This window comes from Burkholderia sp. BCC0398 (assembly GCF_902833245.1).
Lineage (GTDB): Bacteria > Pseudomonadota > Gammaproteobacteria > Burkholderiales > Burkholderiaceae > Burkholderia > Burkholderia sola.
On sequence record NZ_CADFEM010000009.1, the window covers coordinates 299,207 to 321,294 of the forward strand.

General features: G+C 68.2%; 18 protein-coding genes. 2 read left to right on the forward strand and 16 right to left on the reverse strand.

What is annotated here, in order from left to right:
• Positions 1-20 precede the first annotated feature (20 nt).
• Positions 21-1,253, reverse strand: coding sequence for a diaminopropionate ammonia-lyase (locus tag HWX76_RS21445; RefSeq protein ID WP_176016310.1), 1,233 nt, complete (start codon positions 1,251-1,253; stop codon positions 21-23).
• 177 nt (positions 1,254-1,430) lie between these two features.
• Between HWX76_RS21445 and HWX76_RS21450 the strand changes: the two genes are divergently transcribed.
• On the forward strand, positions 1,431-1,907 hold the full coding sequence (locus HWX76_RS21450; RefSeq protein ID WP_089489910.1) for an Lrp/AsnC family transcriptional regulator: 477 nt from the start codon (positions 1,431-1,433) through the stop codon (positions 1,905-1,907).
• A 63-nt stretch (positions 1,908-1,970) separates the two neighbouring features.
• Here HWX76_RS21450 and HWX76_RS21455 read toward each other — a convergent pair whose 3' ends face one another.
• From HWX76_RS21455 to HWX76_RS21485, 7 genes are all read right to left on the reverse strand, one after another.
• Positions 1,971-3,695 (reverse strand): tannase/feruloyl esterase family alpha/beta hydrolase, encoded by a 1,725-nt coding sequence (locus HWX76_RS21455; protein WP_176016311.1) that lies wholly within the window; start codon positions 3,693-3,695, stop codon positions 1,971-1,973.
• Positions 3,696-3,728: 33 nt separating this feature from the next.
• Positions 3,729-4,877 (reverse strand): porin, encoded by a 1,149-nt coding sequence (locus tag HWX76_RS21460; protein ID WP_050013420.1) that lies wholly within the window; start codon positions 4,875-4,877, stop codon positions 3,729-3,731.
• Positions 4,878-4,943: 66 nt separating this feature from the next.
• The gene (mhpT, locus tag HWX76_RS21465) at positions 4,944-6,149 is read right to left on the reverse strand and encodes a 3-(3-hydroxy-phenyl)propionate transporter MhpT (RefSeq protein WP_050013421.1); all 1,206 of its coding nucleotides are present in this window, start codon (positions 6,147-6,149) and stop codon (positions 4,944-4,946) included.
• 211 nt (positions 6,150-6,360) lie between these two features.
• Positions 6,361-8,274, reverse strand: a complete 1,914-nt coding sequence (locus tag HWX76_RS21470) for a feruloyl-CoA synthase (RefSeq protein ID WP_089489912.1) — start codon at positions 8,272-8,274, stop codon at positions 6,361-6,363.
• Entirely contained in the window at positions 8,271-9,719 is a 1,449-nt protein-coding gene (locus HWX76_RS21475; protein WP_089489913.1) for an aldehyde dehydrogenase, read from the reverse strand. The genes HWX76_RS21470 and HWX76_RS21475 overlap by 4 nt, the downstream gene beginning before the upstream one ends.
• 71 nt (positions 9,720-9,790) lie before the next feature.
• Positions 9,791-10,621 (reverse strand): p-hydroxycinnamoyl CoA hydratase/lyase, encoded by an 831-nt coding sequence (locus HWX76_RS21480; protein ID WP_050013424.1) that lies wholly within the window; start codon positions 10,619-10,621, stop codon positions 9,791-9,793.
• A gap of 234 nt (positions 10,622-10,855) precedes the next feature.
• Positions 10,856-11,359: a MarR family winged helix-turn-helix transcriptional regulator gene (locus tag HWX76_RS21485; RefSeq protein ID WP_050013425.1), complete on the reverse strand. Its 504-nt coding sequence runs from the start codon at positions 11,357-11,359 to the stop codon at positions 10,856-10,858.
• A 252-nt stretch (positions 11,360-11,611) separates the two neighbouring features.
• Between HWX76_RS21485 and HWX76_RS21490 the strand changes: the two genes are divergently transcribed.
• Positions 11,612-12,016 carry a hypothetical protein gene (locus HWX76_RS21490; RefSeq protein ID WP_176016312.1) on the forward strand — a complete coding sequence of 135 codons (405 nt, stop codon included), beginning with the start codon at positions 11,612-11,614 and terminating at the stop codon, positions 12,014-12,016.
• 104 nt (positions 12,017-12,120) lie between these two features.
• Here the strand turns inward: HWX76_RS21490 and HWX76_RS21495 are convergent, their stop codons facing one another.
• The 8 genes from HWX76_RS21495 to HWX76_RS21530 all read right to left on the reverse strand — a co-directional run bounded on the left by HWX76_RS21495 (position 12,121) and on the right by HWX76_RS21530 (position 22,028).
• A complete protein-coding gene (locus HWX76_RS21495) occupies positions 12,121-13,023 on the reverse strand; it encodes an SMP-30/gluconolactonase/LRE family protein (protein ID WP_176016313.1) in 903 nt (300 codons plus the stop codon).
• A 50-nt stretch (positions 13,024-13,073) separates the two neighbouring features.
• The gene (gene araH, locus HWX76_RS21500) at positions 13,074-14,093 is read right to left on the reverse strand and encodes an L-arabinose ABC transporter permease AraH (RefSeq protein ID WP_050013427.1); all 1,020 of its coding nucleotides are present in this window, start codon (positions 14,091-14,093) and stop codon (positions 13,074-13,076) included.
• A gap of 31 nt (positions 14,094-14,124) precedes the next feature.
• Positions 14,125-15,672 (reverse strand): L-arabinose ABC transporter ATP-binding protein AraG, encoded by a 1,548-nt coding sequence (araG, locus tag HWX76_RS21505; protein ID WP_176016314.1) that lies wholly within the window; start codon positions 15,670-15,672, stop codon positions 14,125-14,127.
• A gap of 21 nt (positions 15,673-15,693) precedes the next feature.
• Positions 15,694-16,707: an arabinose ABC transporter substrate-binding protein gene (locus HWX76_RS21510; protein WP_050013429.1), complete on the reverse strand. Its 1,014-nt coding sequence runs from the start codon at positions 16,705-16,707 to the stop codon at positions 15,694-15,696.
• 96 nt (positions 16,708-16,803) lie between these two features.
• A complete protein-coding gene (locus HWX76_RS21515; RefSeq protein WP_050013430.1) occupies positions 16,804-17,733 on the reverse strand; it encodes a Gfo/Idh/MocA family oxidoreductase in 930 nt (309 codons plus the stop codon).
• 25 nt (positions 17,734-17,758) lie between these two features.
• Positions 17,759-18,688 carry a dihydrodipicolinate synthase family protein gene (locus tag HWX76_RS21520; RefSeq protein ID WP_050013431.1) on the reverse strand — a complete coding sequence of 310 codons (930 nt, stop codon included), beginning with the start codon at positions 18,686-18,688 and terminating at the stop codon, positions 17,759-17,761.
• A 49-nt stretch (positions 18,689-18,737) separates the two neighbouring features.
• Entirely contained in the window at positions 18,738-20,096 is a 1,359-nt protein-coding gene (locus HWX76_RS21525; protein ID WP_124639023.1) for an MFS transporter, read from the reverse strand.
• 180 nt (positions 20,097-20,276) lie between these two features.
• Positions 20,277-22,028, reverse strand: coding sequence for an IlvD/Edd family dehydratase (locus tag HWX76_RS21530; protein WP_089489919.1), 1,752 nt, complete (start codon positions 22,026-22,028; stop codon positions 20,277-20,279).
• Between the last annotated feature and the right edge of the window lie 60 nt (positions 22,029-22,088).

Genomic DNA, 22,088 nt, shown 5'->3' on the forward strand with positions numbered 1-22,088 from the left:
CTCGTCGGTGGTCATGTCGTTCAGGCCGCCACCGCCGCGCGGCTCAGCCAGTCGCGCTGGCGCGCGAGCACCGTATCGGCCGTCTCGCCGACGCAGTTCCGGTACACGGACGGCGCGGTCGCCCCTTCCGTGTTGATCGCCAGCACGCGCGCGTTCGCGTCGAGCCCGACCTGCCGCGCGCGCGCCGGGTCGCGCATCAACACGGCCAGCCCCGCCACACCGGCCGCGCCCGATTCGCCGGCGACGAGCGGCACGTCGCGTTCGCTGCCGTCCGCGAGGCCACGCATCGCCTGCACCGCATCCGCGTCGTCGATCAGCATGAAGTGGTCGATGCACATCTCGAGAAAATCCCATGCGAGCGGCGACGCCTCGCCGCACGCGAGCCCGGCCATCACCGAATCGACGCTGCCGCTCGCCTTCGTCGCGCGGCCGGCCAGCGCGCTCTGGTACAGGCAGTCGGCCTGGCGCGGCTCGACGACGACAAAGCGCGGCCGCTGCACGCCGTCACGCTCCCACAGGTAACTCGCGACGCCCGCGGCGAGGCCGCCCACGCCGCCTTGCAGGAACACGTGCGTGAACGGCCGGCCGTCTTCCTCCGCGGCCTGCGCGGCCGCTTCGGCGGCGATCACGCCGTAGCCCTGCATCACGTCGCGCGGAATCGCTTCGTAGCCGTCGTACGACGTATCCGACACGACGTACCAGCCGTTCGCCTGCGCGAGCTGCGCCGCGCAAACGACCGATTCGTCATAGTTCCCCGCGATGCGCACGATCCGCGCGCCGTACGCGGAGATCGCGCGTTCGCGCTCGGCGTCGACGTGCGCGTGCAGCACGATCACGCAGCCGCAGCCGATCGCACGCGCGGCGGCAGCCAGCGCGCGGCCGTGATTGCCGTCGGTCGCGCTGATCACCGTCAGGTCGGCCAGCGCCGACGCGTAGCGGCCGGTGACGAGCCCTTGCGGATCGAGTGCCTGCGTGCGGCGCAGCCGCTTCACGAGCCGCACCAGCGCGATCGGCGCGCCGAGTGCCTTGAAGCTGCCGAGCGGCGAACGGCACGACTCGTCCTTCACGCTGACGCTCGCGACGCCGAGCCGCGCGGCGAGATCGGGCAGCGCGCGCAGCGGCGTGCGTGCATTGCCGACGAGCGGCCAGTGCGCGAGCCATGCGCCGCTTTCGTCGGCCGACGCGATGTTCATCACGCGGCGCAGCGCGTTCGGGTAGGCGGTGCGCGACGCGCGCGGGTTGGCGATCAGCATGGCGAAAGGCTCCGGAGCGGGACCCCTGGGGGGTCCGTCGGGTGAGTCGGATCGGGCAGCGCGGGTTGCGCGCGCCGTCGGTTTGAAAAATAATATTGCGCGGTCGGGTGAATGAAATCGCCAAATCGACCGCTCCGACGCAAAAATTTCTCATTCTTCGAGGTTGCACGCGCCATCATGACGATCCCTCTCGATGCGTTCGATCGCAAGCTGCTGATGGAAGTCCAGCGCGACGCGCAGACGCCGCAGGCCGAGCTCGGCGCGCGCGTCAACCTGTCGACCGCTGCCGTGAACCGGCGGCTGCGGCGTCTCGCGGAAGCGGGCGTGATCGAGCGTTATACGGCCATCGTCGCGCCGGACAAGGTCGATCATCCGCTGACGATCGTCGTGAACGTCGAGGTCGAGAGCGAGCAGATCGACCAGCTCGACGCGATGAAACGCGCGTTCGAGCGCTGCCCGCAGATCCAGCAGTGCTACTACGTGACGGGAGAATGGGATTTCGTGCTGATCCTCGCGGTGCGCAACATGGATCAGTACAACGCGCTCACGCGCGAGCTGTTCTTCGCGAACAACAACGTGAAGCGGTTCAAGACGCTGGTCAGCATGAGCCGCGTGAAGGTCGGGCTCGACGTGCCGGTCGATGCCGGCGAGTGAATGCGGCGATGAAGCGGCCGGCGCGTGACAGCGTGCGCCGGCCGCTTCCCATCGACGGCTACGTCAGCGACAACTGAAGCTCGCCGCCGAGTTCAAGTCGCCCGAACCGTTGTAGCGCGCAACCTGCGGATACGGGCACAGCGGCCGCGTACGCCCCGCGCCCCACGACGCGGGCACGTCCGCGTTCGGCACCGCGTTCGCCGTGTCGCGCGCGGCAGCCACGACCGCCGCGGGCGCCTGCCCCTGTTCGACCCACGCGACGAGCGGCGTCAGCATGTCGAACTGGTCGGCGGCCGGCCCGCCGGAGCAGTGGTTCATCCCCGGCACCGGATAGAAGCGTGCGAAGCTCGACGCATCGCCTCCGTTCGCCTGCGCGACCTGCGCGTACCAGTCGCGCGTGTCGTTGAACGAGAACACCGGGTCGCCCGTGCCGTGATAGACGAGCAGCTTCGCGCCGCGCGACTTCAGCGCGGCGAGGTTCGTCTCGTCGGGCGGCGTCATGAACGACCATGACGATTGCGTATAAGTGCCGTTCGTCGCGAAGATTGCCGGCGCATCGTGGTCCATGTCGAAGCCGAGCGCGAAGCCGGCGAGGTTCGCGAGCACCGCGGCGGTTTTCGGCGGCGTCATGAACGTGAACGCCATCGCGGCCGGGTCGAGCATGATCGAGTTCGACTGCTTCCATGCAGCCCAGCCAGGGCCCGACAGGCCCGGATCGTACGGAAAGCTCGCGTACAGCGCCGTGCCCGCGCTGTTGCGCGCCCCGGCGAACACGTTCTCCAGCGCGGTTTTCTGCGCAGGCGTCAGGCACGACCCGGTGCGCGTGCCATTCGCGCAGGTGGGAACATCGGCATCGACGCTGAAGTGCGCCTGGCACGCGGCGACGTCCTGCACCATCCCGTCGGCCGCGCCGTCGAGCGCGTCGCATTTTTCGAGAATCTTCGCGCCGACGAACTGGCGTTCCGCATCGTTGAAACCGCTGCGGATATCCGGCAACCCGTTCGTTCCCGTGGCCGATGCGATCTTCGCGAACTGCTGCGCGCCGTACATCTCGCCGATCGCCGCCTTCGGCAGATGGAAGCCCGGATCGCCCGCGATGATGCCGTCGTAGTCGGCCGGATTGCGCACCGCCGTGACCATCGCGTGACGGCCGCCGTTCGAGCAGCCGCCGAAATAGCTGCGATCGGGCGCCTTGCCGTACGCGAGCCGGATCACCTGCTTCGCCATCGGCGTCAGCGCGTCGACGGCGCCGTAGCCGTAGTCGATCCGCGCCTGCGGATCGAGGCCGAACAGCGGATTCTGCGCGGCGCTGTGCCCGGAATCCGAGCTGATCACCGCGAAACCCTGGTTCAGCGCGTTGGTCAGCGGCCCGCCGCCGCCGATCTCGCCGGTCGCGGTCACGACGTTGCCGTCGAGCCCGCCGTTCGCCTGGTAAAAGAAGCGGCCGTTCCATGCTTTCGGCAAGCGCATCTCGAAGCCGATCGCATAGGTCTTGCCGTCCACCGCGCTCACGCGCTCGTTCATTTTCCCGGCGATCACGCAGTGCTCGGCGACCGGCTTGCCGGCCACCGTCAGCGCGCCGGCCGCCGCGGTCGTCACCGACGTGAACGACGTGTTCGCATACGCGAGCTTCGCGGCGAGCGCGTCGCAGGTCTGCGCCATCGCGGCCGGCGTCGCGGCGCTCAGGTGCGTGGGCGGCGCGCTGATCGAATCGTCGCCGCCGCAACCGGCGAGCAGGGCGACGGCGGACAGCGGCGCAATACAGAGGAATGCAGATTTCCTGTTCAAGATAACTCCCATTCGGTTCGTCACGCCGCTGAATCAGAACATGTGCCGCACGCCGACCATCGCGCCGAGCTGCCCCATCCCTGCGCCGGGCGTCGTGCCGGGCCCGCCGCCGCTGACCGAGTAGCGCGCGTGCGCGCTGTTCCACAGATACGACGATTGCGCATAGACGGCCGTGCGCTTGGTCAGCAGATAAGTCGCGCGCAGCGTGGCCATCGTCGCGCGCGTGTCGTGCGCGCTGTTGACGATCCGGTAGCCTTCGCCGTCGACGATGAAATCGGGCTTCACCGCATACGACGCGCCGACGAAGAACAGGTCCGAATGCGCGCCGGGCGCGGCCGGCGAACCGGTCGACACGCGCCGCCCGATCCAGCCCGCGCCGATCTTCGCGCCGGCCGCCTGCGCATACGCGCTCACGTGCGTACGCGCATCCTTGCCGCCGCTGCTCGTGAACGGGACGGGCGCCACGCCGTCGAAGAAGTTGGCGGCCGCGCCGGTGCCGCCGCGCTGTTCCTCGTACGATGCCGCCGCACCGAAGTACGCGCTGTCGTACTTGAGCATCACCGACCAGTTGCGGCACTGCACCGCGTCGCCCGGCACCTGCCCCGCGCACGTGCCCTGCCCCGGCGAGTTGCCGGTGCCCGCGCCGTCGCGGCCGAACGAATACGCGGCGCCGAACGTCACGCCGCGATACGCGCCGACGTAGGTCACCGCGTTGTCGGCGCGGCCGTTCGGCACGTACGCGTCGAACGAGCCGAGCCCGTAGATGTCGGGGCCGATGATGTCCGCGCCCTGCAGCGCGAGATAGGTCATCGTGTACTGACGGCCGAACGCGAGCGTACCGAAGCCGCTCTTCAGCCCGACGAAGGCCTGGCGCCCGAACAGCCGGCCGCCCTGGCCGAGATCGCCGCCGCGTACGTTGAAGCCGCTTTCGAGCGTGAACACCGCCTGGTAGCCGCCGCCGAGATCCTCGGTGCCGCGCAGCCCCCAGCGCGACGGCAGCTCGCCCGTCACGCCCGGCATCCGCACGACGTGGTCGCCGGCCGCGTTCGCGTGCGACACGAACTCGACGCCCGTGTCGATGATCCCGTACAGCGTCACGCTCGACTGCGCGTGCGCGCCCGGCGCGGCAAGCGCGCAGCACGCGCCGGCGGCCAGCAGGCCGTTCCTTGTCTTCGTCTTCATTTCGTTGCGTCTCCAGACCGTGTTGAATTGCGCGCTCTGACGGCGCGCCTTGAAAAAAACGAAACGTCAGTCGTCGGCTTGCGGGCGACGAATCAGCACGAATGCAGCGAAGGCCGCGACGAGCGTGACGGGGATGCTCGCGCCGATCACGACCGGCGCGCTGCGGCCCGCGGCCAGCAGCGTCGCGGCCGCGAGCGGCCCGACGACGGAGCCGAGCCGGCCGACGGCCACCGCCGCGCCGACGCCGGTGCCGCGCATCGCGGTCGGGTAGTAGATCGCCGCGAGCGCATACAGCACCGACTGCCCGCCGACGACGAACATCCCCGCCGCGAACGCGGCCGCCGCGAGCGACGCGAAACCGGGCGCGGCCGCGAGCGCGGCGAGCGACAGCACGATCCCGACATACATGCCGCCGACCACGCGCGACGCGCGCATCCGGTCGAGCGCCGCGCCGATGCCGAGCGCGCCGAGCCCCGCGCCGACGTTGAACGCGATCTGCACGAGGCCGACGTGTGCGCGATCGAGCCCGCGCGAAGCCATCAGCGACGGCAGCCAGTTCAGCAGGAAGTAGAGGACGATCAGCGTGCAGAAGTAGCTGACCCACAGCGCGACCGTCGACGTCGTGCGGCCGTCGCCGAACAGCGTCTTCCCGACGCTCGTGCGTGATGCCTGCGTGCCCGCGACGTCGAGATACGCGCGCGATTCCGGCAGGCACCACACGAGCAGCGGCACGAGCAGCAGCGGGCCCACGCCGCCGACGTAGAAAATGTGCCGCCATTCGGTGTCGCCCGCGAGCAGCACGCCGATCACCGACGCGATCACGCCGCCGAACGGGATCCCGCAGTACATCGTCGCGACCGCGCTGCTGCGCGAGCGCGGCTCGACCGCTTCGGACGACAGCGCGATCAGGTTCGGCATCGCGCCGCCGAGGCCGATGCCGGTCAGCACGCGCACGACGACGAGCATCGCGAACGTCGATACCTGCGCCGTCGCGATCGACAGCAGCCCGAACAGCACGACCGATGCGATCAGCACACGCTTGCGGCCGATCCGGTCGGCGAGCCGCCCGCCGAGCATCGCGCCCGGCAGCAGCCCGAAGGTGCCCGCGCTGAACGCGATGCCCATCTGCGACACGGACAGCCCGAATTCGCGCGCCATGCGCGGCGCGGCGACACCGACCGACTGCAGGTCGAGCCCTTCGAGGAGAGCGATCGCGAAACACAGCGCGAGCGTGGTCGCGACCGTGGATTTTTCGGCAACGTAAGTGTTCATGTCTCCATTCCCATGTCTTTGTAGTCGGTCGGCCCTGCAACGGCCGCCGCGCGCCGCCGCCGGCCAGTGGCGATTCGGCGCGCGAGGTGTCGTATGAACGGCCGCCTTTATCAGGCAACCTGATTCACTGGCCGAAAAAATGCCTGCCGGTGTCGTGGCCGGCCGGTCGTTGTGCGTGCTGCTTACCGCTGCAACTGCCCGTGCGTGCTGCTTACGCGTAAATCACGTCGGGATCGCGTCGCGCCGGGTCGTACAGCGCGTCGATCGTCGCCGCGCGATGCTTCTGCACGGCCGCCTGGTTCAGCGAACCCTTGTCGGTCACTTCGCCGAGATCGAGCGACGGCGGCGTGTCGATCAGCCGGATCCGCGCGACGAACGTCGACCCGCCGCTCGCGTTGCGGTTCAGCGCGGCGAGCCACGCCGCGAATGCTGCGCGCACGGCCGGCGCGCGCAGCACGTCGGTCACGGGCGCATCGGCCGGGAGCCCTGCCAGCGCACGGCAGGCATCGACGCGCGGGAACACCAGCAAGCCGATGTCGTCGCGATTGATCCCGGTGACGACCACGTCCTGCACGTACGGCGCGCCGGTCGACACTGCATTCGCGCGCAACGGCCCGACGCTGACGAACGTGCCGCTGCTCAGCTTGAAGTCCTCGGTGAGCCGCCCGTCGAACAGCAGCCCGAGTTCCGGTCGCTGCGGATCGGCAAAGACGCCCGCGTCGCCGCTGCGGTAGTAGCCTTCTTCGTCGAACACGTCGCGCGGATCGACGTCCGCATGCCAGTAGCCGCGCATCACGTTCGGCCCCTTGAAGCGCAGTTCGTGCTTGCCGCCGCACGGCACGAGCTTCGCGTCGCAGCCGGGCGCGGGCAGCCCGATATAGCCGGCGCGCATCAGCGGTCCCGTCGTGAACAGGCACGAAGGCGACGCCTCCGTCATCCCGAGGCCGGCCATGATCCGGATGCGCTCGCCGCAATGCGCTTCGGTCACGCGGTCGAGCCGGTCCCATGCGGCCTGCGACAGCCCCGCGCCGCCGAAGAAATACAGCTTCACGCGCGAGAAGAACGTGTCGCGCAGCTCGGCATCGCGTTCGAGCGCGGCGGTCAGCTCTTCCCAGCCCTTCGGCACGTTGAAGTAGATCGTCGGCGCGATCTCGCGCAGGTTGCGCACGGTTTCGTCGAAGCGGCCGGGCATCGGGCGGCCGTCGTCGATATACAGCGTGCCGCCGTTGTACAGCGCGATGCCGAGGTTGTGACTGCCGCCGAACGTGTGATTCCACGGCAGCCAGTCGACCAGCACCGGCGGCTCGCGCGTGAGTTCCGGCATCGTCTGCCGCAGCATCTGCTGGTTGCTGCACAGCATCCGGTGCGTGGTCGGCACCGCCTTCGGCTGCTTCGTCGAACCGGACGTGAACAGGATCTTCGCGAGATGGTCGGGGCCGACCGCCGCGTGGATCGCGTCGATCGTGCGCGGAACGGTGGCGAGCAGGCGCGACAGCGGCACTGTGCGGCTCGCGACATCGGTTTGCGCATCGGCGTCGCGGGCCACGATCAGCGTTGCATCGGCCGGCAACGTCGCATCGAGCGCACGCGCGAACGGCGCACGTTCGGCGACGAACACCGCGCCCGGCCGCAGCACGCCGAGCGTGTGACGCAACTTGCCGTAGTCGGTCGACACCAGCGAATACGCGGGCGAGATCGGCGAATACGGCACGCCGGCCAGCATCGCCGCGAACATCATCTGCAAATGCTCGAGATCGTTGCCGGACAGCACCGCGAGCGGACGCTCGGCCGACAGCCCGAGATCGACGAGACCCTGGCCGAGCACGCGCGCGCGTTCGAGCATCTGCGCGTACGTGATCTCGATCCAGCGGCCATCGGCGCCACGCCGCGCGGCCAGCACGCGGTCGGGATGCGCGTGCGCGCCGCGCACGAGGCAGTCGGTGATGCGCGTCGGGTAATCGCCGAGCGGCTCGCGCGAGCGCAGGTACCAGGTACCGTCGTCGGCGCGGCGAATCTCGGCCGCGCCGACCGCGACGGCGGCCGCGCGGTAGCGCACGGCGTCGGCGTCGGCGTGTTGGCCGACCTGAAGCGGCGCCTTCTCTGCATTCATCGTCGGCTCGCTCATATCGGGTAGTGGCGCGGCGCGGTCTGCACGGTGATCCAGCGCAGCTCGGTGAATTCGGCGATCGACGCGCGGCTGCCGAAGCGGCCGTAGCCGCTCGCCTTCGTGCCGCCGAACGGCATCTGCGCTTCGTCGTGCACGGTCGGCCCGTTGACGTGGCAGATCCCCGATTCGATCCGGCGCGCGACCGCCATCGCACGTGCGATATCGCGGCTGAACACGCTCGCCGACAGCCCGAATTCGCTGTCGTTCGCGAGCGCCACCGCTTCGTCGTCGCTGTCCGCACGCAGGATCGCGACGACCGGTGCAAAGGACTCCTCGCGATAGAGCCGCATGTCGCGCGTCACGCCGTCGACGATCGCCGGCTGCATCGTCGCGCCTTCCACACGGCAGCCGAGCGGCAGTTGCGCGCCAAGCGCACGCGCATCCTCGACCAGCGACGCCGCGCGCGCGGCAGCCGACGCATCGACCATCGTGCCGAGCGGATGGCCGGCCAGCGGATCGCCCGCGACCAGCGTGCGCGCCTTCGCGGCGAGCCGCTCGACGAGCGCGTCGGCGATCGGCCGTGCGGCGATCACGCGCTCGGTCGACATGCAGATCTGCCCCTGGTTGAAGAATGCGCCGAACGCGATCGCGTCGACGGCCGCATCGAGATCGGCATCGTCGAGCACGAGCACCGGCGCCTTGCCGCCGAGTTCGAGCAGCACGGGTTTCAGGTGCGCGGCCGCGTGGCGCGCGATGATGCGGCCGACGTGCGTCGACCCGGTGAAGTTGATCCGCTTCACCTGCGGATGCGCGATCATCCGCTCGACGAGCTCAGGCGCATCGGCCGCCGCGTGCGTGATCACGTTGACCACGCCCGCGCCGAGCCCCGCTTCGTCCAGCACCGCGCCGATCAGCGCGTGCACGCCCGGGCACGCCTCGGACGCCTTCAGCACGACCGTGTTGCCGCAGGCGAGCGGCATCGCCAGCGCCCGCGTGCCGAGGATCACCGGCGCGTTCCACGGCGCGATGCCGAGCACCACGCCGCACGGCACGCGCATCGCGAGCGCGAGGTTGCCCGGTACGTCGGACGGGATCACGTCGCCGGCGATCTGCGTCGTCATCGACGCGGCCTCGCGCAGCATGTTCGCCGCGAGCGTCGCGTTGAAGCCGAGCCAGCCGGGCGTCGCGCCGGTTTCGGCGACGCCGGTCGCGATGATCTCGTCGATGCGCGCGTCCATCAGGTCGGCCGCCTTCAGCAGCCGGCGGCGCCGTTCGGTCGGCGCGAGTGCCGCCCACGCGGGGAACGCGCGATGCGCGGCGTCGATCGCCGCGTCGGCGTCGGCCACGCCGGCCGCCGGCGCGCGCGATGCGAGCGCGCCCGTCGCGGGGTTGAAGCGGTCGAAGGTGCGGCCGTCGCGGGCGTTGCACCACTCGCCGCCGATCAGCATCCGTCTGTCGGTCATGTCGTCTCCTGCCTTGCCTGTCTCTTGCGATTACGCCGGCGGGGAAGCCGGCGGCTGCGTCCGCGCTTGTCTCAGCGCTTGTATGCCTGCAGGCCCGGCTTGATCGTCTTGTCGTCGAGGAACTGCTTCAGCCCCTGCTCGCGACCACGCTCCGGGTCGCGCAGTTGCGCCTGGTCGAGCTTCGCATACAGGTAATCCTCGCACTGCTCCCACGTGAGTTCGCGCGAACGCTTGAAGCCGTGTTTCGCCGCGCGCAGCACGACCGGGTTCTTGTCCATCAGCCGCGCGGCGAGCGCGATCGTCGCGTCGCGCAGCCCGGCGAGCGGCACGCTGCTGTTCACGAGACCCATCTCGGCCGCTTCCGCGCCCGTGAACGTGTCGCCGGTCATGATGTAGTGCAGCGCGCGGCGATGCCCGACCGTGTCGGCCATCGCCTTGCTGACGAGGTTGCCCGGCGGGATGCCCCAGTTGATCTCCGACAGCCCGAACACCGCTTCATCGGCCGCGATCGCGAGGTCGCACGCGACGAGCGGCGAGAACCCGCCGCCGAAGCACCAGCCGTTCACCATCGCGATCGTCGGCTTGTTGTACATCCGCAGACGGCGCCACTGCCATTCCGACGCGTCGCGGCGCACTTTTTCCTGCAGCGCGTCGGAACCGCCGTCGATCTCGCGGAAATATTCCTTCAGATCCATGCCGGCCGTCCACGCGGCGCCCGCGCCGGTCAGCACCAGCACCTTCGCCTCGTCGTCGAACTCGACCGCGTCGAGGACTTCCAGCATCTCCCTGTTCAGCGTCGGGCTCATTGCGTTGCGCTTCTCGGGGCGATTCAACGTCACCCACGCGATGCCGGCCTCCACTTTCACTTCAACGGTCTGCCAGCGGTTGTCATACTTGCTCATGTCTGTTCCTGTCGTTCGTTTCCAGTGCGATTCGGTGCGCAGCATCCCTGCTGCGGACGACTTCATTTAATATCAGGCTACCTGATATTGCAAGCGGCACGAGCGCCGGTGTAAACCCGGAGCGGAACGCGGGGAAAGCGACGGGAAATCGGGGAGCGGTCGGGAGGCCGCCGATGGCGCGTACGAAGCGAGCGCGGGCCTGGCAGGCCCGCGTCGTGAAAACCGGGGAAGCGGTCAGCCGCGCAGGTTGCGCGAGAACAGTTCGAGCGCACGCTGCACGTGCGCGGCGTCGTCGGCCGGGATGTCGCCGAGCATGCGCTTTTCGAGCGGGCGCAGCACGGCTTCGCATTCGCGCAGCATCGCCGCGCCCGCATCGGTCAGCGTCAGCAGGATGATGCGGCCGTGCGACGGGTCGGCTTCGCGCGTGACGAAACCGCGGGCGGCCATCACGCTCATCACCTCGTTCGCCGACTGCGGTGTGATCCACGAGCGCTCGGCCAACTGCGCGTTCGACGATGCGCCGCGCGCCTCGAGCACCGACAGCGCCGTGTACTGCGCGAGCGTGATGCCGAGCGGCGCGAGCGCGTCGGTCATGTGGCGGCGCAGCAGCCGGTCGAGGCCGCCGATCACATAGGTCAGGCGTTGTTGCACGCGCGGCTTCGGCTTGTCGGCCGGCGTGCGGGCGACGTTCTTTGCGGCGGGTTTCGAACGGGCGGGCTTGGTCGGGGTGGAACTCATGGCGCGGGCTGGGTGGAATTGCGGGCCATCTTACCAGCAGGTGGGGGGACGGACGCATAGTCGCGACATCACGCTTAACGTCCCTCCATGTTCTCAGTTGCCTCGTATAAGTACGAAATTACCGGTCCGCACATCCATTAAATTACCGAAAACAATCGATTCTCATCTTGAAAATGGTTCGTCACTTCGTGATGGGGTAAAAGAATAGTGACTGCGATACTGGAACCAACAATGGTTAATACAGGAAGAAATATGCAGACCAGCCTCCCAAGAATCACTGGGCTAGTCATTCTTGTGTTTTTTCTGACTGGCTTCTCCATTCACATGGCCAGGCCAAACTATGGTCAGTGTGATTGTTTCGAAAAAGAACTGAATGGGGGGAAGAAAGAATTTGGAGGCGTGGAATATTACGCGAAGTTGTGTGGCGCCAACATCCGGAATGGGCATGAAGTGAGATTTCAGCTTTTTGACGGGACCGGAGAATTGCGCGCTCAACGCTATTTTTCATACTACGCAAATTCGGCAACTGAGCGAGAACTGGTAGATGGCGTCGGCGGAATCGTATATTACGATAGCTCGAGCAGGGATGTGATGCAGTTGCTTGCGATTCCGCCTACCAAGTGGGATTGGATTCGCGCCCGACTACCTTTATTTTAATTGTCGTGATTGAGTGTGAAAGAAAAAAAGCCCCCGAGCCTTCACAAGTCGGGGGCTTTCGTTTTGCCCGCTGGCCGATAGAACCTGCCGTCCACACCCGCCATTCATCCAGTATGTGTCCCCGCAAACCGCGCAGTCGCCAGCCCCGCATGCCGCGTCTGCGCGACGAACACACCGCCGGCGTGCGCATCGCCGGCCAGCGCATCATCGCTCAGGCCAACACGTGCACTCGTCACATACAACCGGCCGTCACCGTCAATCGCAACGCAGCTCGGCTGCGCGGTCGGCACCGCCACGCGGTCCGTCTCGACGCCATCGGGCCCATAACGCACTACCCGCCGCCCACCCCACTGCGCATTCCACAGCCCGCCGTCGCGATCGACGATCGAGCCGTCCGGATCACCATCGGCATCGGTCAGCCGCGCGAACGGCCTCACGTTCGCGACATCGCCACCCGCCCGGTAATCGCACACAAAAATCTCGCGCACCAGCGAATCGCAGAAATACATCTTCGACCCATCTGGCGAGAACCCGATGCTGTTCGCGATCGCGGCCGCAGGCAACGCAAGCCGTTCGAGCGTCAGATCGGCATTGAGCCGGTAGAACCCGCCGACCGCTTTCGGCGGCTCGCTGCCTTCGTCCTTCATCCCGAACACGAACGCGCCGGAACCGTCGCAGCGCCCGTCGTTCAGCCGCGTCGGCAGCTCGGGTTCGACGTCGACGATCCGCGTGAACGCACCGCTACGCAGATCAAGGAACGCGAGATGCGTAGCGAGCCCGACGAGCAGCACGTCCGGCTCGTCGGTCAGCGCAAAGCACGCGAGCCGCTCGGGCATCGCCCATTGCGCGAGGTCCGAACCGTCCGCGCGGCAGCGCCACAGTTGCGCGCCTTCGATGTCCACCCAGTACAGCGCGTGCGTCCTGTCGCACCACGTCGCGCCTTCGCCGAGCGTGTTGCGGCTGTCGGCCAGCAGCGTCGCCGCCGTGCCCGGATGAGTCTGTTGCATGCCGTCTCCCGATATTCGTCGTATTTGCAGGCGGCCGCGCGTGGTCGAAATCAGATCTTCATCGCGCGCCGCTGGTTGCGACGATACTGGTCGAACAGCACCGCGAGCAACAGAATTCCGCCGCGTATCAGATATTGGTAAAAGGTCGGCACGTTCAGCAGGCTCATCGCGTCCTGCACGGAGCCCATGATCAGCACGCCGACCAGCACGCCGGAGATCGTCGCGACGCCGCCCGTCAGCGACACGCCGCCGAGCACGCACGCGGAAATCACGCCGAGCTCGAGACCGACCGACGTCTTCGGGTCGCCGAGGCTCATCCGCGACGCGAGCATCACGCCGGCGAAGCCGGTCACGAGCCCCTGCAGCACGAACACGGCGATCTTGATGCGCATCACCGGCAGCCCCGCGAGCAGCGCGGCCTCGCCGTTGCCGCCGACGGCCAGCACGTTCTTGCCGAACACCGTCTTGCGCAGCAAAAAGCCGAACACGACGAAGCCGACGATGTTGCTCCAGATCGGAAACGAGATGCCGAGGAACGACCCGCCGCCGAGATCGAAGAAGCGCTCTTCCGAGATCATCACCGCGTCGCCGTTCGACGTGATGAATGCGAGCCCGCGCACGACTTCCATCATCGCGAGCGTGACGATCAGCGAGTTGATCCGGTAGCGCGCAATCAGCACGCCGTTCACGAGCCCCACCGCGCCGCCGGCGAGCACGCCGGCCGCGACGCCGAGCACGATGCTGTGCGTCGCGGTAATCAGCGTCGATGCGACCACACCCGAGAACGCGACGATCGACGCGACCGACAGGTCGACTTCGCCGAGCGCGAGCACGAACATCATCGTCACCGAGATCGAACCGATCAGCGTGACCGATAGCAGCAGGCCCTGGATGTTGCGCGGCGTGAGGAAGTCCGGCACGGTCAGCGACAGCGTCGCGAACAGCACCAGAAACACCATCACGATGCCGGAGCGGTTGATCAACTGCCACACGCCGCCGCGCGCGCGCGCGGGCACGGCGGGCGTATCCGGGGAGGGGGAAGTACGTTGGGGTTGCATTGCCTGGCTCATAACGTTTGCTTTCCAGTTTGACTGCGGGCCGCTAGCGCGGCAGCGCGAGCTTGATCAGCGCATCGGGCGTCGCCTGCGCCTTCGCGACCTCGCCCGCGATCCGTCCTTCCTTCATCACGACGATGCGGTCCGACACGCCGATCACCTCGGCCAGATCGCTCGACACGAGGATCACCGTGCGGCCCGCTTCCGCGAGTTCGTAGAACAGGTTGTAGATTTCGGCGCGCGCGCCGACGTCGATGCCGCGCGTCGGCTCGTCCATCAGGAACACGTCGATGCGCTCGGCCAGCCAGCGCGCGAGCACGACCTTCTGCTGGTTGCCGCCCGACAGCGCGCCGATCGGCGTTTCGCCGTCGCGGGTCTTGATCGCGAGGCGCTCGATGTATTTCTGCGCGAGCTCGCGTTCGCGCCGCCCGTCGAGCAGCACGCGCGCCGGGCTGAAATGACGGCGCGCGCTGATGTTGAGGTTGTCGGCCACCGACGCGATCGCGACGATGCCTTCCTGCTTGCGGTCTTCCGGGCACAGCGCGATGCCGGCACGCACCGCGTCGCGCGGGCTGCCGAACGCCACCCGCTTGCCGTTCAGCTCGACGTGGCCGGCGGTCGGCCGTACCGCGCCGTACAGCAGCTTCATCAACTCCGAGCGGCCCGCGCCGACGAGCCCGAAGAAGCCGACGATCTCGCCGCGCCGCGCGGTGAACGACACGGACTCGGCCAGCCCCGGCCCCGCCAGCCCCTTCGCTTCAATCAGCACGTCGCCGGCCGGGCGCGGCCGGTAGCCGTACACGTCCTCGATCGAGCGGCCGACCATGCAGCCGATCAGCCGGTCGCGGTCGAGATCGGCGACGGAATCGAACGTGTCGATGCGGCGGCCGTCGCGAAACACCGTCACGCTGTCGCACAGTTCGTACACTTCCTCCATCCGGTGCGTGACGTAGATGATCGCGCGGCCTTCCGCGCGCAGCGCGCGGATGATCCGGAACAGTTGCGTGGTTTCGCGTGCGGACAGCGAGCTCGTCGGTTCGTCGAACGCGATCACGCGCGCATCGCGCATCAGCGCCTTGCCGATCTCGATCATCTGGCGCTGGCCGATCGACAAATACTTCACCGGGATGCCCGGATCGATGTGCTCGCCGAGCCGCTCCAGCGCATCGAGCGCGCGCGCGGCGAGCGCACGTTCGTCGACCACGCCGAGCCGGCTCGGCAATTGCCCGAGCATCAGGTTTTCCGCGACCGTCAGCTCAGGCACCAGATGCAGCTCCTGGTAGATGATCGCGATGCCGGCCTCGAGTGCCGCGCGCGTCGACGCGAAGCGCTGCGCCGTGCCGTTCAGCGTCAGCGTGCCGGCCTGCGGTTGGTTCACGCCGGACAGCACCTTCAGCAGCGTCGATTTCCCCGCGCCGTTCTCGCCCATCAGCCCGTGCACTTCGCCCGCGCGCACCGACAGCGACACCGCGTCGAGCGCACGCACGCCCGGAAACGTCACGGTGATGCCGTCGAGCGCGAGCAGCGGGCCGTCCGGCGGCGTACCCGCTTCGGCGTCGTGGCCGGACACGGCCGTCATCGTCTGCATCGTCATCGCGTTCTCGCCTCGCCCCGCTCAGATACCGAGTTCGGCGCGCACGGCCTGCCAGTTCGCGCGCGTCATCAGCTTGCCGCTCGTCTGCGTGTCGGCCGGCGGCGTCTTGCCGTTGCGGATCCAGTCGACGAGGTTCTGCGTGCTGTCCTTGCCGTGGTTCGTCGAGCTGACCGCGATCGTCCCGTAGAAGCCGGTCGGCTCCTTCTTCTGGAACTCGGCGAACGCCTCGCCCGCGCCGTTGATGCCGACGCCGATCACGTCGGCCGCCGGGATGTGCAGCTGTTCGGTCGCGCGCACCGCGCCGAGCACGGTTTCCTCGTTCAGCGCGTAGACCACCCATTTCTTCACGTTCGGATGGCGGGCGAGCACGGGCGCCGCCGCGCTGAAGCCGCCTTCGTCGTCGGTCGTCTTCTGCGGCGCGTCGAAGATGTTCTCCTTGCGGAAGCCGTTCGCGAGCAGCGCCTGCGTCGCGCCGTCGGTGCGCAGCTTCGCGGTCGGCAGCTCGTAGTTCGTGATCCGCAGCGCGCCGACTTCTTCCGGCTTCCAGCCGCGCCGCTTCATCTCGTCGGCGATCGCCTGGCCGACCTGGTTGCCGATCTTGGTCGCCGACATCCCGAGGTGCGGCACGTTCGGCAGCGGCTTGCCGCTCGAATCGACGAGCTGGTCGTCGACGGTCACGAACTTCATGTTGTAGCGCTTCGCGCGCGACGCGATCGCCGGCCCGAGGCGCACGTCCGGCGCGCAAATCACGAAGCCCTGCGCGCCTTGCGAGCCGAGGTTGTCGATCGCGGCCAGCACCTTCTCGCCGTCGGGCGTGCCGATCTTCACGACCGAGAAGTTCTCCTTCTGGCCGAGCGCGGATGCCGCATTCTGCTCGTTGATGAACCACGCCTGCTCCGGCATCTTCACGAGGAAGCCGATCTTCAGCGGCGCATCGGCATGCGCGGCGCCCGTCATCCCGAGCGGCGCGATGCAAAGCGCGGCCAGCAGCGCGCGCAGGGTGTGTCGACGGATCGTGTGAGTCGTGCGGTTCATGGTGTCTCCTTGGTATCGGCTGATGCCGTGATGCGTGTCGAAATATCAATCAATCGTCGCGTGCGCTTCATGCTTCATGGCGAAGCGCACGCAGGTTCAGCGGCCGAACGCGTCGGTCTGCACGCGCCGGCCGAACAGGAAGGCATCGGCGACGAGCCGCAGCGGCCGCACGTCGACGTCGCTTTCTCCACGCGCGATCAACGCGTGGAAATGCGCATACAGCGCCGGGTATTCGCGCTCCGGCCCGATCTCGACCGGCTCGCCCGCGATCGACAATTGCGCGCCGCCGCGGCTGATCGCGAGCACGCCGTCGGCCGTGTCGACCGCGATCTCCCATTGCTCGACCGGGCCATGCCGCCAGTCGAATTCCGCGCGCACCGGTACGCCGTCGGTATCCGCGCAATCGAGTTCGGCCGCGATCGGCATCTGCGCGTCGCTCGGTACGATCAGCGTCGCCTCGCGCAGCACCAGCTCGCGCGGCAGGATCCGCGTGACGATCGACAGCGCGTTGATGCCCGGATCGAACACGCCGAGGCCGCCCGGCTCCCAGATCCACTGCTGCCCCGGATGCCAGCGCCGCACGTCTTCCTTCCAGCGCACCTGCACCGCGCGGATCGTGCGTTGCGCGAGCCATGCACGCGCCGGCTCGACCGCGCTCGCGCAGCGCGAATGCCAGGTCGCAAACAGCGTGAGGCCACGCTCGCGGGCCAGCGCGTCCAGCGCCGCCACTTCGCCGAGCGTCGCGCCCGGCGGCTTCTCGAGCATCACGTGCTTGCCGGCTTCGAGCGCCGCGCGCGCCTGCGCGTAGCGCACCTGCGGCGGCGCGCACAGCGACACCGCGTCGAGCTCGGGCTCGGCGGCCAGCAGCGCGTTCAGATCCGGATAATTGCGCACGCCGTTGACTTCTGCGTGACGGCTCGCGCAGGCAGTCAGCGCGAAGCCCGGTTCGGCGGCGATCGCCGGCAAATGCTGGTCGCGGGCGATCTTGCCGATCCCGACGACACCCAGCGAAATTGGATGGCTCATCGTGCGTCTCTCCTTCGCGAATCGCTCAGCGCGCCCAGCGCAGCACGAGCGGATCGAGCCGGCGCGCGATCGCGAGCAATTCCGCGCGCGTGTCCGGGTGCAGTTCCGGCATCGGATGCCGCGGCCGCTCGCACGCGATCACGCCGCCTTCGCGCATCAGCGCCTTCGCGGTGAGGATCCCGGATTGGCGGTTCTCGTGATTGATCAGCGGCAGCCACGTCTGGTAATGCGCGAACGCATCGTCGTGGCGCCCGTCGCGCCATGCTTCGAGGATCGGCCGGATACCGTCCGGGAAGCCGCCGCCCGTCATCGCGCCGGTCGCGCCCGCATGGAGGTCGGCGAGCAGCGTGATCGCCTCCTCGCCGTCCCACGGCCCCTCGATCGCGTCGCCGCCGAGCCGGATCAGCTCGCGCAGCTTGTTCGCCGCACCCGGCGTCTCGATCTTGAAGTACGCGACCTGCTCGATCTCGCGGGCCATCCGCGCGAGGAACGGCGCGGACAGCGGCGTGCCGCTCGCCGGCGCGTCCTGGATCATGATCGGGATGTCGATCGCATCGGACACGCGCGCGAAGAAATCGAAGATCTGCGCTTCCGGCACGCGAAACGTCGCGCCGTGATACGGCGGCATCGCCATCACCATCGCCGCGCCGAGCTGCTGCGCGCGCAGGCTGCGCGCCGCGCAAACCTGCGTGCTGTAGTGCGACGTCGTGACGATCACCGGCACGCGGCCGGCGACGTGTTCGAGGATCGTGCACGTGAGCACGTCGCGTTCGTCGTCGGTGATCGCGAACTGCTCGGAGAAGTTCGCGAGGATGCACAGCCCGTCCGATCCGGCGTCGATCATGAAGTCGACCGCGCGCTTCTGGCTCGCGAGGTCGAGCTCGCCGGTGTCGGAAAACGTCGTCGGAACGACGGGGAAGATGCCGCGATAGCGCGGTGTGCTGCTCGATGTCATGGTGGGTCCTGCGTCAGTCGAATCGGCGTTCAGCCGGAAAACAAGGCGTTCAGGATTCGCGGGCGAATGCGCCCGCGGCCGGCTCGGGCGCGCGCAGTGCGGCCCGGACCACGAACGTCATCAGCACCGCGAACAGCAGCGTCGCCGCGAGAAAGTACAGGCCGGCCGCGAGGCTGCCGGTCGATGCCTTGATCAGCCCGATCCCGTACGGCCCGACGTAGCCGCCGAGATTCGCGAGCGAATTGATCGCTGCGATGCCGACCGCGGCGCTCGTGCCGGCCAGGAATTCGCCGGGCAGCGCCCACACGACGGCCTGGATCGAATAGAGCGAGAACGCGGTCAGGCAGATGAACATGAATTGCAGCGCCGGCTGCCGCACCCACGCGCTCGCGGCCATCGTCACGGCGGCGGCCGCCGACACGACGACGATGTGCCAGTAGCGCTCGCGCTTGCGATCCGAATGGCGCGGCACGACGAGCAGGCCGACCACCGCGAACAGGTAGGGCACGGCGGACAGCAGGCCGGTCGTCGCATCGCCGGCGCCGAACGCGTGGATGATCGTCGGCAGCCACAGCGACAGCCCGTAGATGCACAGCGGGAACGGCAGGAACAGCGCGGCGAGCAGCAGCACGCGGCGGTCGCGCAACGCGGCGAGCGGATTGCCGTGCGAATCGGGGCGATACGTGTCGCGGTCGGCGGCGAGCTGCCGCGCGATCCAGCGGCGTTCGTCGTCGTTCAGCCAGCGCGCATGCGCGGGCGATTCGGGCAACAGCCGCAGCGTCGGCCATGCGAGCAGCACGGCCGGCAAGCCGCTGACGACGAACAGTGTCTGCCAGTCCGACAGGCCGAACCACCCGTGCGTCGACAGCAGCCATCCGGCGAGCGGCCCGGTGACGATACCGGCGAGCGGCTGCGCGAGCACGAGCAGGCCGATCACGCGGGCGCGATCCCGCATCGGGAACCATTGCGTGAGGAAGTACAGGATGCCGGGATAGAGGCCGGCTTCGGCCGCGCCGAGCAGGAAGCGCAGCATGTAGAAGCTGGTCGGCCCCTGCACGAGCGCCATCGCCATCGTGATCACGCCCCACGTCGCGAGGATGCGCGCGAACCACACGCGTGCGCCGAAGCGGCCGAGCGCGAGGTTGCTCGGCACCTCGCACAGGAAGTAGCCGATGAAGAACAGTCCGGCGCCGAGCCCGTACGCGGCGTCGCCGAGGCCGATCGCCGCGTTCATGTGGAGCTTCGCGAAGCCGACGACGGTACGGTCGACGTACGCGACCACGTAGATCAGCGCGAGGAACGGCACCAGCTTGCGCGTGAGCAGGCGGGTCAGTTGCCGTTCGTCGACGGCTGCCGGCGAATCGGACTGTTCCGCCGCGGCCTGAGCGGGCGTGTACTGCGTCGTCATCTTGTCTCCTGTCGGCCCACGTTAGCGCTTTAGCGCTTACGTGGGCCCCATGCTTCGCGGTCGGCCCACGTTAGCGCTTCAGCGCTTACGTGGGCCCCATGCATCGCGGTCGGCCCACGTTAGCGCTTTAGCGCTTACGCGGGCCGTATCTCTGCACAACCGGCGGTCACCGCCCGCCACTCAATGCGAATGGCTCGGCACGTCCGCGCCGCGCATGCCGACCAGGAAGTCGAGGTCGCACCCCTCGTCGGCCTGCAGCACGTGATCGATATACAGCCGTGCGTAACCGCCCTTGCCGAGCTGCCCGGCCACGCCCGGCGCCGCGGTCGGATCGACGTCCGACAGGCGGCGCTGCAGCTCCTCGTCCGTAATGTCCAGATGCAGCGTGCCGGCCTCGCAGTCGAGTTCGATCCAGTCGCCGTTGCGCACGGCAGCAAGCGGCCCACCGGCCGCGGCTTCCGGCGCGACGTGCAGCACGACCGTGCCGTACGCGGTGCCGCTCATCCGCGCATCGGAAATCCGCACCATGTCCTTCACGCCCTGGCGCAGCAGCTTCGGCGGCAGCCCCATGTTGCCGACCTCGGCCATGCCCGGATAACCGCGCGGCCCGCAATTCTTCAGCACCATCACCGAGCTCGCGTCGATGTCGAGCGCTTCGTCGTTGATCGTCGCCTTGTAGTGGTCGAGGTTCTCGAACACCACCGCGCGGCCGCGATGCTTCAGCAGTTCGGGGCTCGCCGCCGACGGTTTCAGCACCGCCCCGCGCGGCGCGAGATTGCCGCGCAGGATGCAGATCCCGCCGTCCGCGATCAGCGGGCGGTCAAGCGGACGGATCACTTCATCGTCGTAGTTCGGCGCTTCGCGCACGTTGTCCCACAGCGACTTGCCGTTCACGGTCAGCGCGTCCGGGTGCGGCAGCAGCCCGCCTTCGCCGAGCCGGCGCAGCACGGCCGGCAGGCCGCCCGCGTAATAGAACTCTTCCATCAGGAAGCGCCCCGACGGCATCAGGTCGACGATCGTCGGCGTGTCGCGGCCGATGCGCATCCAGTCTTCCAGTTCGAGCGGCACGCCGATGCGGCCGGCAATCGCCTTCAGGTGAATCACCGCATTGGTCGAACCGCCGATCGCCGCGTTCGCGCGGATCGCGTTCTCGAACGCCGCGCGCGTCAGGATCTTCGACAGCACGAGCCCTTCGAGCGCCATCTCGACGATCCGGATACCCGACATGTGCGCGAGCACGTAGCGGCGCGAATCGACGGCCGGAATCGCCGCGTTGTGCGGCAGCGCGACGCCGAGCGCCTCGGCCATGCACGCCATCGTCGACGCGGTGCCCATCGTGTTGCAGGTGCCGGCCGAGCGCGACATCCCGGCTTCGGCCGACAGGAAGTGATGCACGTCGATCTCGCCGGCCTTCAGCGCTTCGTGCAGCTGCCACACGGCCGTGCCCGAACCGATGTTCTTGCCCTCGAGCTTGCCGTTCAGCATCGGGCCGCCCGACACGACGATCGCCGGCACGTCGCAGCTTGCCGCGCCCATCAGCAGCGCGGGCGTCGTCTTGTCGCAGCCGGCGAGCAGCACGACCGCGTCGATCGGGTTGCCGCGGATCGCTTCCTCGACGTCCATCGACGCAAGATTGCGCGTGAGCATCGCGGACGGGCGCAGGTTCGATTCACCGTTCGAGAACACCGGGAACTCGACCGGGAAGCCGCCCGCTTCCGAGATTCCGCGCTTCACGTGCTCGGCGAGCTTGCGAAAGTGCGCGTTGCACGGCGTCAGTTCGGACCACGTGTTGCAGATGCCGATGATCGGCCGGCCGTCGAATTCGTGATCGGGAATGCCCTGGTTCTTCATCCAGCTTCGGTACATGAAGCCGTTCTTGTCGTTCGTGCCGAACCATTGAGCGGAGCGCAGCCTGGGTTTTGTTGCCGACATCGTCAGTCCTGTGGTGACGGGATACCGGCGCAGTCTAGGCAGAATTTTGATAACTGGCTA

What these genes read in the sequence shown, in the direction of transcription:
- HWX76_RS21445 (WP_176016310.1), bottom strand. Translation starts at nt 1,253, where the DNA reads ATGCTGATCGCCAACCCGCGCGCGTCGCGCACCGCCTACCCGAACGCG.
- HWX76_RS21450 (WP_089489910.1), top strand. Translation starts at nt 1,431, where the DNA reads ATGACGATCCCTCTCGATGCGTTCGATCGCAAGCTGCTGATGGAAGTC.
- HWX76_RS21460 (WP_050013420.1), bottom strand. Translation starts at nt 4,877, where the DNA reads ATGAAGACGAAGACAAGGAACGGCCTGCTGGCCGCCGGCGCGTGCTGC.
- mhpT (WP_050013421.1), bottom strand. Translation starts at nt 6,149, where the DNA reads ATGAACACTTACGTTGCCGAAAAATCCACGGTCGCGACCACGCTCGCG.
- HWX76_RS21470 (WP_089489912.1), bottom strand. Translation starts at nt 8,274, where the DNA reads ATGAGCGAGCCGACGATGAATGCAGAGAAGGCGCCGCTTCAGGTCGGC.
- HWX76_RS21475 (WP_089489913.1), bottom strand. Translation starts at nt 9,719, where the DNA reads ATGACCGACAGACGGATGCTGATCGGCGGCGAGTGGTGCAACGCCCGC.
- HWX76_RS21480 (WP_050013424.1), bottom strand. Translation starts at nt 10,621, where the DNA reads ATGAGCAAGTATGACAACCGCTGGCAGACCGTTGAAGTGAAAGTGGAG.
- HWX76_RS21485 (WP_050013425.1), bottom strand. Translation starts at nt 11,359, where the DNA reads ATGAGTTCCACCCCGACCAAGCCCGCCCGTTCGAAACCCGCCGCAAAG.
- HWX76_RS21490 (WP_176016312.1), top strand. Translation starts at nt 11,612, where the DNA reads ATGCAGACCAGCCTCCCAAGAATCACTGGGCTAGTCATTCTTGTGTTT.
- HWX76_RS21495 (WP_176016313.1), bottom strand. Translation starts at nt 13,023, where the DNA reads ATGCAACAGACTCATCCGGGCACGGCGGCGACGCTGCTGGCCGACAGC.
- araH (WP_050013427.1), bottom strand. Translation starts at nt 14,093, where the DNA reads ATGAGCCAGGCAATGCAACCCCAACGTACTTCCCCCTCCCCGGATACG.
- araG (WP_176016314.1), bottom strand. Translation starts at nt 15,672, where the DNA reads ATGACGATGCAGACGATGACGGCCGTGTCCGGCCACGACGCCGAAGCG.
- HWX76_RS21510 (WP_050013429.1), bottom strand. Translation starts at nt 16,707, where the DNA reads ATGAACCGCACGACTCACACGATCCGTCGACACACCCTGCGCGCGCTG.
- HWX76_RS21515 (WP_050013430.1), bottom strand. Translation starts at nt 17,733, where the DNA reads ATGAGCCATCCAATTTCGCTGGGTGTCGTCGGGATCGGCAAGATCGCC.
- HWX76_RS21520 (WP_050013431.1), bottom strand. Translation starts at nt 18,688, where the DNA reads ATGACATCGAGCAGCACACCGCGCTATCGCGGCATCTTCCCCGTCGTT.
- HWX76_RS21525 (WP_124639023.1), bottom strand. Translation starts at nt 20,096, where the DNA reads ATGACGACGCAGTACACGCCCGCTCAGGCCGCGGCGGAACAGTCCGAT.
- HWX76_RS21530 (WP_089489919.1), bottom strand. Translation starts at nt 22,028, where the DNA reads ATGTCGGCAACAAAACCCAGGCTGCGCTCCGCTCAATGGTTCGGCACG.